General features: G+C 76.4%; 11 protein-coding genes. 6 read left to right on the forward strand and 5 right to left on the reverse strand.

The features are described 5' to 3' along the window. Positions 1–13: 13 nt before the first annotated feature. From ACFW6A_RS33570 to ACFW6A_RS33580, 3 genes are all read right to left on the reverse strand, one after another. Positions 14–1,018, reverse strand: coding sequence for a TIGR04222 domain-containing membrane protein (locus ACFW6A_RS33570; protein ID WP_351853533.1), 1,005 nt, complete (start codon positions 1,016–1,018; stop codon positions 14–16). Between the two features lie 5 nt (positions 1,019–1,023). Continuing rightward, entirely contained in the window at positions 1,024–2,517 is a 1,494-nt protein-coding gene (locus ACFW6A_RS33575; protein ID WP_386645309.1) for a DUF692 family multinuclear iron-containing protein, read from the reverse strand. A 99-nt stretch (positions 2,518–2,616) separates the two neighbouring features. Beyond that, positions 2,617–3,330, reverse strand: a complete 714-nt coding sequence (locus ACFW6A_RS33580) for a peptidyl-tRNA hydrolase (protein ID WP_386645312.1) — start codon at positions 3,328–3,330, stop codon at positions 2,617–2,619. A gap of 72 nt (positions 3,331–3,402) precedes the next feature. Here ACFW6A_RS33580 and ACFW6A_RS33585 point away from each other — a divergent pair, with 72 nt between their 5' ends. The 3 genes from ACFW6A_RS33585 to ACFW6A_RS33595 are packed head-to-tail and all read left to right on the forward strand — an operon-like array spanning position 3,403 to position 5,140. Further along, complete coding sequence (locus tag ACFW6A_RS33585; RefSeq protein ID WP_351853524.1) at positions 3,403–4,278, forward strand: ABC transporter ATP-binding protein; 876 nt, start codon at positions 3,403–3,405, stop codon at positions 4,276–4,278. Further along, complete coding sequence (locus ACFW6A_RS33590) at positions 4,275–4,919, forward strand: ABC transporter (protein WP_351853521.1); 645 nt, start codon at positions 4,275–4,277, stop codon at positions 4,917–4,919. Before ACFW6A_RS33585 ends, ACFW6A_RS33590 begins: the two co-directional genes overlap by 4 nt. Before the next feature lie 32 nt (positions 4,920–4,951). Then, entirely contained in the window at positions 4,952–5,140 is a 189-nt protein-coding gene (locus tag ACFW6A_RS33595; RefSeq protein WP_200428624.1) for a hypothetical protein, read from the forward strand. A 12-nt stretch (positions 5,141–5,152) separates the two neighbouring features. Here ACFW6A_RS33595 and ACFW6A_RS33600 read toward each other — a convergent pair whose 3' ends face one another. Beyond that, on the reverse strand, positions 5,153–6,037 hold the full coding sequence (locus ACFW6A_RS33600; RefSeq protein WP_386645320.1) for a polysaccharide deacetylase family protein: 885 nt from the start codon (positions 6,035–6,037) through the stop codon (positions 5,153–5,155). 131 nt (positions 6,038–6,168) lie between these two features. Continuing rightward, on the reverse strand, positions 6,169–7,170 hold the full coding sequence (locus tag ACFW6A_RS33605) for a helix-turn-helix transcriptional regulator (protein WP_351853519.1): 1,002 nt from the start codon (positions 7,168–7,170) through the stop codon (positions 6,169–6,171). Between the two features lie 210 nt (positions 7,171–7,380). Between ACFW6A_RS33605 and ACFW6A_RS33610 the strand changes: the two genes are divergently transcribed. The 3 genes from ACFW6A_RS33610 (at position 7,381) to ACFW6A_RS33620 (ending at position 9,770) form a co-directional block, all read left to right on the forward strand. Continuing rightward, positions 7,381–7,674: a hypothetical protein gene (locus ACFW6A_RS33610; RefSeq protein WP_351853517.1), complete on the forward strand. Its 294-nt coding sequence runs from the start codon at positions 7,381–7,383 to the stop codon at positions 7,672–7,674. A gap of 165 nt (positions 7,675–7,839) precedes the next feature. After that, positions 7,840–7,971, forward strand: a complete 132-nt coding sequence (locus tag ACFW6A_RS33615) for a hypothetical protein (RefSeq protein WP_351853514.1) — start codon at positions 7,840–7,842, stop codon at positions 7,969–7,971. Positions 7,972–8,039: 68 nt separating this feature from the next. After that, a complete protein-coding gene (locus ACFW6A_RS33620) occupies positions 8,040–9,770 on the forward strand; it encodes an FG-GAP-like repeat-containing protein (protein ID WP_386645317.1) in 1,731 nt (576 codons plus the stop codon). Positions 9,771–9,969 lie beyond the last annotated feature (199 nt).

Genomic DNA, 9,969 nt, shown 5'->3' on the forward strand with positions numbered 1-9,969 from the left:
CCACCCGTACGGCTCAGCCGCTGGACCCGCAGGACGAGCCTCCCGACGAACCGCACGAGGAGGACGACGAGGAGCCGCACGAGGACGACGAGGAGCCGCACGAGGACGAGCCGCACGACGAGGACGAGCAGGACGACCCGCCCCCGCCGCACCCCGGCCCGGAGTCCGGGCCCCAGCCGTCCCCGCCGCCCGTCGCCGCGCCCCCGCACCACAGCACCACGGCCGCGGCGGCGCTCGCGTCGGAGGAGGACGGGGAGGAGGCGCGGCCCGCGCGCGGCGTGCCGTACCCCTGGGGGCGCGCCGCCTCCCGCAGCCGCTCCCACAGGTCCCGGTCGGACAGCGCCCGGATGCCGCCCAGCGCCACGGTGTGGACGCCGCCGTACCCGTGCGCCCGCCGGTACGCGGCCAGCGCCTCGATCCCCGCCGTGCTCAGCCGGCGGGTGGACGTGGTGCCGCAGACCAGCGCCGTGACGAAGCAGACGAAGAACAGCGGCAGCAGCTTCACGAAGAACGGCACCGAGGGCCCGTCGGACGACGAGAACTCCACGACGGTGATCACCGCCGACACCGGCAGCATCAGGAACGCCGCCAGGGCCACGCCGACGCACCAGCGCCGCAGGACCCGGCGCGGGCCCGGCACGGTCAGCAGGCCGCGGGCGGCGAGGTCGTCGCCGATCTCCTGGACCGCCGGGTGGGTCATCACGCCGAGCCGCAGCAGGCGCAGCGAGCCGCTCGGGGCGGCCGCGTGGAGGTCGAGCACCGCCCGCTCCACCGGGTCGTGCGCGGTCCGGCGGACGACGGCGACCACGCCGGGGCCGCCGATGACGATCCGGCCGTCCAGGTGCATCGCGGCGAGCGCGGTGTCGGCGACCCGGCCGGGACCGCCGCCGAGGAACGCCGCCTCGTAGACGTCCCGGACCGGACCGCCGGACCCGCCGCGACCGCGGCGGGCGAGCACCACCAGCCGGGCGACGGCGGCGGCACCGGCCAGGTGGAAGGCGAGGAGCAGGAGGCCCATGGTGTTCACCGCCCCCCGAACGCGAGCCGGGCGGCGCGCGCGACGCGGCCGGCGAGGCCGGCCGGCCGGCTGTCGGTGCGCTCCCGCCACCAGCGGGTCAGCTCCCGCCGTTCGGGCCGCTCGTCCAGCAGCAGCGACTCGACGAAGTCGAGCGCGTCCCGCCGGTAGCTCCCCGGCATGGGCCGGGTCCGGGCGTACGCGAGGAACGCGGGCCGGAACCCCGCCCCGAGGATCTCCGGGAGCTCGGGCGCGATCCGCGCCACGACCGAGGCCCGCTTCCCCGCGAGCGCCCGGCTCTGCACCCGCATCCGCCGCACGTCGAAGCCCTCGGGCACCGGAGTCCCCGCCACCAGCGCCGACAGCACCGCCACCTGCCCCACCCCCACTCTCTGTCGTGCCTCGTCCCCGGCCGGGGACGAGGCGGTGTCCTCCGGCGTGCCCTCCGCAGCGTTCTCCGCCGCGGCCCGGCCCGACGGCGCCTGCGCGGGCGCGGGCGGGGCCGCGGCCGCCGTACGCGCCCCGGCCGGCATCAGGCCGCCGGAGACGCGGGCGCCCGCGCCGATGAGGAGCGGGCCGCCGCCCGTCAGGGCCCGGCCGGTCCGCAGGGCGGCGGCGCCGGCGCCGTGGCGCGAGGCGGACCGGTCGTGCGGCGCGGCGGCGGGTGCCGGACGGCGCCGGGCCGCCGTCACCGTCGCGCGGATCGCCGTCAGTTCGGCGGCCAGCTCGGCGGCGGGCGGGAAGTGGTCGTCGCGCTCCAGCAGGACGCCCGGCGGGGCGACCCGGCCGGCGAGGTCCGCCAGGATGTCGAGGACCGGCGGCGGGACCGGGTGGGCGTGGGTGTCGTGCCAGACGCCGTCCCGCTCGACGCCGCCCGCCACGTGGACGTAGGCGATGGCCTCCACCGGCAGTTCGGCGAGCGCCCGCGCCGGGTCCTCGCCGCGGTTGCGGTGGTTGGTGTGCAGGTTGGCGACGTCGACGAGGAGCCGCACCCCCGTGCGCTCCACCAGCTCCGCCAGGAACCGCCCCTCCGACAGTTCCTCGCCGGGCCAGGAGAAGAGCGCGGCGATGTTCTCCAGGGCCAGCGGCACCGGCAGCGACTCCTGCGCGATCCGCACGTTCTCGCAGAGCACGTCCAGGGCGTCCCGGGTGCGCGGGACCGGCAGCAGGTGCCCGGCCTCCAGGCGCGGGCTCGCGGTCAGCGGCCCCCCGGCCCGGACGAACGCGATGTGCTCGGTGACGAGCGGCGCCCCCAGCGCCTCCGCCTTCTCCGCGAGCGCGGCCAGCCGCTCCGGGTCCGGCCGGTCCGCCCCGCCGAGCCCCAGCGACACCCCGTGCGGCACGACCGTGACGCCCCGGGCCCGCAGCCGGGCCAGCGAGTCGGGCAGGTGGCCGGCGCACACGTTCTCCGCGACGACCTCCACCCAGTCGACGCCGGGCAGCTCCTCGACCGCGTCCGCGATCTCGGGACGCCAGCCGATGCCGATGCCGAGTTCCGTCATGTCCCCCTCCTTCGGTCCCCAGTCACCCACGTGATGACCCCGGCGGAGCCGGTCGAACCCGAAGAGGAGGAGGTTCAGAGCTTCATTTGAGGTTCCCGGTCACCGGCTTCCCGGAGCGGCCAGGACGCCGGGGTACGCCGACACCACCGTCGCGCTGCCCGGCGCGATCTCCGTGAAGCCCGCGTCCCGCACGACCGGCAGGCCGCTCGCGGCGAGGCCGGGCCAGTCCGCCTCCGGCGCGGTGCGGACGGCGAGCGGGAAACCGGCCTCCCGCCAGGCCGTGCGGGCGGCCCCGTCCAGGGCCCACCAGAGCAGCTGCGCGCCGTGCCCGGCCTGGGCCATCGCCTTGCCGGCCGACATGCCGAGCCCGGGGTTCATCCAGAGCACCGCCGCGCCCTCCGGGACCGGACCGGGCTCCGCCGGGTCGTCGAGGTCGGTTCCCGACACCTGGAGCTTGGCCAGGTCCTTGGGCCAGCCGTCCAGCGGGATCGGCGGGAAGACACGCACCTCCGCCGCCGCGCCGGTCTCGGTGATGCCGGGCAGGCCGCCGGCCCGCCGCCACTCCGCGCCGCGCGCCCGCCGGACGACCTTGCGGATCCGGGCGTCCTCCCAGTCGGCGACGGCCCGCGCCCATTCCCCCTCGCCGTGCGCCCGCTCGTCGGTCAGGAGCCGGAGCACGGCGCGGGCCGCGGTCTCCAGGGCGTCGGTGCGGGCCGGGGGCGCGTCCTTCTCGATGCGCACCACCAGGGGCAGGACGAACTGCGGCTTCTCGTCGCGGGGATCGGTGCGGGGCTCGGTGTCGTTGCTGCTCACCCGGCCAGTCTGCCACCGCCCGGGACCGGGGGATCTTGTGGCCGGGGGTGCGGCCGGGCGAGGATCGCGTCCATGAGCGCGTACGTCGGAGAGCGGGAGCCCGTGCGGCTCGCGGGCGTCGGGCGCCGGTACGGCCCGCGCGGCCCGTGGGTGCTGCGCGGCGTCGACCTGGAGCTGCCGCCGGGCCGGCTCGTCCGGGCCGGCGGGCCGAACGGCGCCGGCAAGTCGACGCTGCTGCGGCTGGTCGCCGGGGTCGACGCGCCCGCCGAGGGCCGGATCACCGGCCGGCCGGCCCGGACGGCGTACGTCCCCGAGCGCTTCCCGCCCGCCCTGCCGTTCACGGCCCTCGGCTACCTGGTGCACCTCGGCCGGCTCCGGGGCCTGCGCACCGGCGCGGCCCGGGCCCGGGCGGGGGAGTGGCTGGAGCGGTTCGGCGCGGGCGCGTACGCCGGCACCGCCCTCGCGGGCCTCTCCAAGGGCACGGCGCAGAAGGTGGCCGTCGCCCAGGCCCTGCTCGCCGGGCCCGGCCTGCTGGTGCTCGACGAGGCGTGGACGGGGCTCGACGCCGGCGCCCGCGCCGTCCTCGACGACGCGGTGCGCGAGCGGGTCGCCGCCGGGGCCACGGTCCTCTTCGTCGACCACGACCCCCGCCGCCTGGCGGGCGAGGCCCACACGGCGCTCCGCGTGGAGGCCGGCCGCGTCCGGGCCGAGCCGCGGGGGGCGCCGCCCGCCGCGCCGGTCCGCGTCGTCGCCTCCGGCTCCCTGCCGCTGCCCGACCCGCTGCCCGGCGGGGCCACGGCGGCGGCGACCGGCGGGGGCACGCTGTTCCGGGTGGACGGGACGGCCTCCGACGCGCTGCTGCGCGTGCTGCTGGCCGCCTCCTGGCACGTCCACCGGGTCGAGCCCGAGACGGCGCCGGCCCCCGCCGCGCCCCGGGAGGCGCCGTGACCGCCCTGCTGCGCTACCACTCCGCGCTCTTCTTCCGGTCCCAGCGCTGGCTCGCCCCGCTGCTGCTGTACGCGGCGGTGCTCGCCGTCGGCGTCCGGCCGGGCGATCCGGTGGCCGGGTCGCTGGGGATCGCGGCGGCGGCGCTGGTGCCGGTCTCGGCCTGGGCGGTGCGGATCTGTCTGACGCAGGAGCCGGCCGCCGCGCGGGCGGTGACCGCCGCGGCCGGCGGCCGGTCCCGGGCGCACCTGGCCGCCCTCCTCACGGGCGCGGGCTGGCCGGTGCTCGCGGGCGGGGCCGCGGTCGCCGCGGTGACCGCCACCGGCGACCCGGCGGGCGCCGGCGGAGCGGCCGCGCCCCTCGCCGGCCTCCTCGCCACCACCGCCTGCGCGCTCACCGGCGGGGTCGTCGGGGCGCTGGCCTCCCGGCCGTTCGTCGCGGCGCCGGGCCGGTCGGTCGCGGCGCTGCTCCTCGGTTCCCTGCTCGCGCTGGTGACCACCGGGTCGCCGGCGAAGCACGCGGTCACCGCCCTGGTCACGGCCGGCGGCGGGGTCCCGGCGCCGTGGGCGGCCTGCGCCGGGGCGGTGCTCCTGGCCGCCGTGACGGCGGCCCTCTCCGGCCGGTTCGTCGCCCGGCTGGAGTGAGCGCCCGGGGCCGCCGCAGTAGCCTCGGTGACATGACCACGGAATCCGGCGCCTCCTGTGCCCCCGAGCCCGCGCCCCGGCCGCCGAAGGCCGCCGAGGGGCCGTACGCCCGCTGCGTGCTGTGCCTGGAGCCGACCGAGTACGCGGAGTCGGCCCCGGGCATCGTGCTGTGCCCGGTCTGCGAGTGGCAGGAGGCCCAGCGCAACGCCTGCTCCGGCTGAGCCGGCCGGCCCTCAGCCCGCGCGCATCAGCTCGGACACCTTCACGAAGCGGTAGCCGCGGGCCCGGAGTTCGGGGACCACGCGGCGGATCGCCCGCTCGGTGGCGGGGGCGGCGCTGCGGGTGCAGTGGAGCACGACGAGGGAGCCGGGGCGGACGCCGGAGAGCACCTGCTCGGCCACCGCGTCGGGGTCCTTCGCGAAGGCGTCGCCGCCGACCACGTCCCACTGGACGGCGGTGACGCTGGCGGGGGCGAGCGCGCGGCGGGCGGTGTCGTCGTAGCAGCCGCCGGGGAAGCGGAAGTACGGCACGACGTTGACGGCGCCGGCGTCGCGGAAGGAGTCGAAGGCGCGCCGCACGTCGGCCGCCATGTCCGGTGCGGCGACCGTCGGGAGGCCGTAGCAGGGCTCGGCGAAGGCGTAGTGGCTGTAGGAGTGGTTGGCGATCTCGAAGCGGGGGTCGCGGCCGATGGACCGGGCCTGGTCGGGGTACTCCTCCGCCCAGCGGCCCGTCATGAAGATCGTCGCGTCCACCTCCAGCCGGCGCAGGGTGGCGATGAGTTCCGGGTTGTCGAAGCGCTCGCCGCGCGCCGCCCGGGGGCCCTGGTCGGCGGTCATGTCGGCGTCGAAGGTGAGCGCGACGACCTTCTCGGCGCTCCGGCCCGTCCGGCGCGCGTAGACGGGGGTGAGTCCGCCGGCCGCCGGTGCCAGGGTCGGGGCCGCGGCGGGGCCGGCGCCGGGCTTCGGCCGGGCCGCGGCGCTCGCGGAGGGCGCGGGGCTCGCGGGGGCGCGGGAGGCGGTCCCGGTCTTCGCCGCGGGGGCGGGCGCGGGGGCGGGGGACGGGGCGCCGCCGTCGCCGCAGCCGACGAGAGCGGCGCCCAGAAGAACGAACACCGCCAGTTTCCGTACAGGAATGTTCACGAACGGAAGCTATCCGACCAAAGTGTCGAACGCTCGCGACGCGGCAGCGGCAAGGCCCGAGTCCACGCGCCGAGCTGACGCGCCGTCGCCCGGAGGCCGCCGGGCGGCCCTCAGCCGGCGGGCCCGCCGGCAGGGGCGTCCCGGGCGCCGGGGAGGCCGTCCGGCGCGTGCCCCGGGGTGCCGATCCAGCCCCGCTGCGCGGCCATCGCCCCGGCCTGGAAGCGGCTCCGCGCCCCCAGCATGTCCATGATCGCGGCCACGGTCCTGCGCGTGGTGCGGGTGGAGACGCCGAGCCGCTTCGCGATGGTCTCGTCGGTGTGGCCGTGCTCCAGGAGCCGCAGGGTCTCGCGCTCCTGCGAGGTGAGCCCCCGCTGGTCGCGCGTGCGCGCCGCGCCGAGCCGGTCGGCCCGGTCCCAGGCGAGGTCGAACAGGGTGCACAGCGCGGTGAGGGTGCCGTCGCCGCTGAGCAGCACGGCGCTGTGCCCGCTGTTCTCGCCGTACACCGGCAGGACGGCGACGCGGCGGTCGAGGACGGTCATGCGGACCGGCACGTCGGGGGTGGTGCGCACCTCGCCGCCCTTGGACGCGAGCCAGTTCGCGTACGCCATGCCCGCCGGGCTGTTGCGGATCGACTCGGGGTAGAGGGTGCGCATCCGGATCCCGCGCGCGAGCGTCCTCGCGTCCAGCGGTTTGGCCGCCTCGATGTTGCTCTCGACGGGCGCGTCCGGGACGAACGCCATGATCTCGTGGTCGACGTGCCGGCTCAGCTCGGCCAGCCGGTCGCGGATCCGGTCCACGCCGACGAGCGTCTCCACCCCGGAGGAGTCCCCCACCGGCTGGAAGCCGACCCAGTCCGCGATCAGCTGGGCCGCCGCCGCTCTGGACGCCTCCAGCTTCTGCTGCTGCGCGAGCAGTTCCGCCTGCTGCCGGGCGAGTAACGACTCCATCGCCAGCTCCGGGCTCACCGCGTGGAGGCGGGCGTGCCCGGTGGCGGACGGACGCAGCAGCGAGAGTTCGCTGAGCCGTCCGAGTGCCTCCCGGACCTCCGCCTCGGGCAGCGAGAGCGAGGCGGCCAGCTCCGCGACCCCCCAGTCGGCGTGCTGAAGCAACATCCGATAGACGCTTTCCGTTCGGGTGTCGATTCCCAGTGCGTCCAGCATGTATGTACCCCCCATAGATACGTGTACGAATCATCACACGGCCTGTGGCCCCGGTTTCCTGCCGTGACGGAAGAAGCGAGGGTTCTGGCAGGTTCCGGCCATGTCCGCTTGGGGACTGCGCCGACCCGGGGAATGCACGGGGCGGCCCGGGACCATCGAGGGATGTATCTGGTCCACGTGTGGCTGCGCCGCGCCGTCGAAGGCACGGTGCCAAGGGAGTTGGCGCGGGAGTTCCGCGACGAGGCGGCTGGGGACGAGGGCGTGGAGCACGCCGTGGTCCACCCCGTCTCCGGCCGGGAGACCGTCGTCGGCCTCTTCCTCCGGCTGGAGAGCCTCGCCGCCGCCGAGCGCGCCGCCGCGGCGGTGTGCGCGCGCGTGCTGGACCGGCACGCCGCGTGGGGGTACGAGGCCGTCTCCTGCGAGGTGACGCTGATGGCGCCGTTCCCGGAGCCGTAGGGGGCCCGGGGCGGAGAGGGCCGCCCGGCGCCGGCGGTGTCCCGAACCGGACGTGTCCCGATGCTGACAGCCCGGATCGCTTCACCGGAATGCGGGCCTGATGCACGCTTCAGTCATCCGGATTCCCGGTCCGTCGAATTCCCCTCCTCCGCAAAGGACTTCGTCATGTTGCGTGCCCGTGTCGCCGCCCTCCTGATCCTCGCGTCCGTGTTCGCCGGAATCAGCACCGGCGCGATGGCGGACACCCCGGACGCCCCGGTCGTCCCGGTCGTCAAGGACACGCTCGGCTGGCAGTGAACGAAATCCCCGCCCCTTCCCGGGCCGGAAATCCCGTGCAGGAGAACTCCTTTTCCGAAAGGCAGAAAATGAGCAGGATCAGAAGGACCCGCCGCGTCACCGTCGCCCTCTGCGCGGCCACGGCGCTCGGACTCGGCGCCACCGGCGCCGCGTTCGCCCAGCAGTCCGGGCCGGCCGGCGGCCACCCGGCCGCGCGGGCCGGCGGGCACGAGTACCCGGGCGCCGGCCAGGGCAAGGTCACCCCGGTGCCCGACGAGTACCGCACGGGGGCGGGGGCGCGCGGCCTGGCCGCGACCGCCGGGATCACCCGCAGCGAGGTCATCGCCCGGGCCAAGTCCTGGGTCGGCAAGGGCCTGGACTACAGCTGGACGAACTATTACCAGGGCTACCGGATGGACTGCTCCGGCTACGTCTCGATGGCCTGGGGCCTCGGCAGTTCCCTGGCCACCCCGAACTTCGTCCCGGGCGGAACGGCCGAATGGATAACGAAGGCCGAACTCAAGGCCGGTGACGCGCTGCTGGACGACGACTCCGGCGCCGACGGCCACATCGTCCTCTTCGAGGAGTGGGCGACCGCCGACAAGACTTCCTACTGGGGTTACGAGTTCACCCCCAGCGGCGTCCACCACCGCATCCTTCCCTACCCGTACTACGCGGGTAAGGGACCTTTCGCGCCGGTCCGCCTGAAGAACATCGTGGACGACCCGATCCCGGAGGCGGAGGCCCCGAAGGAGGACACCTCCTCCCGGGTGAACGCGGACTTCAACGGCGACGGCCGGGACGACGTGGCCGCCCTGTACGGCTACGGCGACGGTTCGGTCGCGCTGTTCACCTTCCTCGCCCGGGCCGACGGCGGTTTCGACGCGCCGCTGAAGTCGTGGACGCGCCCGCCGGGCAACTGGACCTTCAAGAGCGTCAAGCTCACGGCCGGCGACTACGACGGCAACGGCCGGGCGGACCTGGCCGCGATGTACGACTACGCCGACGGCTCGGTGTCCCTGTTCACCTTCAAGTCCCGTGCCGACGGCGGCTTCTCCGACCCGGTGAAGTCCTGGACGACCGCGCCCGGCAACTGGTGGCCGGAGAACGTGAAGCTGGCCTCCGGCGACTTCGACGCCAACGGACGCGACGACGTGGCGGCCTTCTACGGCTACAGCGACGGCCGCGCCGCCCTCTACACCTTCAAGCCCGACGCCACCGGCGCGTTCGGCACCCCGCTGCGCTCCTGGAACGTCCCCGAGGACTACTGGTGGGGCGAGAACGTCGAACTCGCCGTCGGCGACTTCGACGGCAACGGACGCGACGACCTCGCCGCCATGTACGGCTACGAGGACGGCACCGTCTCGATGTTCACCTTCAAGTCCGCGACCGACGGCGGCTTCGTGGCGCCCGTGAAGTCCTGGACCACGGAGCCGGGCAACTGGAACTTCTCCAACGTCAAGCTGACCGCCGGCGACTACGACGGCGACGGCCGGGCCGACGCCGCCGCGTTCTACGGCTACAGCGACGGCCGCGCCGCGCTCTACACCTTCCTCACGAGGACCGACGGGACCTTCAACACCCCGGTGCGCTCCTGGAACGTGCCCGCGGACAACTGGTGGGGCGAGAACGTGCAGATCGCCTCCGGCGACTACGACGGCAACGGCCGCAGCGACGTGGCCGCGTTCTACGGCTACAGCGACGGCCGCGCCGCGCTCTACACCTTCAAGCCGGACGCCACCGGCAAGTTCGCCTCCCCGCTGCGGTCGTGGAACGTGCCCGCGGACTACTGGTGGGGCGAGCACGTGAAGCTCGGCTGACCCCGGCCCGGCCGGGCCCCGAGGCCCGGCCCGGCCGCCCCCGGCGCCCCTCGCGCACCGACCGGGGCCGCCCGGCACCCGCCGGGCGGGCCCCCCCCCCCCCCCCCCCCCCCCCCCCCCCCCCCCGCCCCCCCCCCCCCCCCCGCCCCCCCCCCCCCCCCCCCGGCCCCGGGGGGGTAAACAAAACAGGGCGCGCCCG

Source organism: Streptomyces sp. NPDC058758 (assembly GCF_042746075.1).
In the GTDB taxonomy this organism is placed as follows: Bacteria; Actinomycetota; Actinomycetes; order Streptomycetales; family Streptomycetaceae; genus Streptomyces.

Bases quoted from the DNA above. Each gene is read 5' to 3' on its own strand.
- ACFW6A_RS33585 (WP_351853524.1), top strand. From the start codon at position 3,403: ATGAGCGCGTACGTCGGAGAGCGGGAGCCCGTGCGGCTCGCGGGCGTC.
- ACFW6A_RS33605 (WP_351853519.1), bottom strand. From the start codon at position 7,170: ATGTTGCTTCAGCACGCCGACTGGGGGGTCGCGGAGCTGGCCGCCTCG.
- ACFW6A_RS33615 (WP_351853514.1), top strand. From the start codon at position 7,840: ATGTTGCGTGCCCGTGTCGCCGCCCTCCTGATCCTCGCGTCCGTGTTC.
- ACFW6A_RS33575 (WP_386645309.1), bottom strand. From the start codon at position 2,517: ATGACGGAACTCGGCATCGGCATCGGCTGGCGTCCCGAGATCGCGGAC.
- ACFW6A_RS33610 (WP_351853517.1), top strand. From the start codon at position 7,381: ATGTATCTGGTCCACGTGTGGCTGCGCCGCGCCGTCGAAGGCACGGTG.
- ACFW6A_RS33570 (WP_351853533.1), bottom strand. From the start codon at position 1,018: ATGGGCCTCCTGCTCCTCGCCTTCCACCTGGCCGGTGCCGCCGCCGTC.
- ACFW6A_RS33620 (WP_386645317.1), top strand. From the start codon at position 8,040: ATGAGCAGGATCAGAAGGACCCGCCGCGTCACCGTCGCCCTCTGCGCG.
- ACFW6A_RS33595 (WP_200428624.1), top strand. From the start codon at position 4,952: ATGACCACGGAATCCGGCGCCTCCTGTGCCCCCGAGCCCGCGCCCCGG.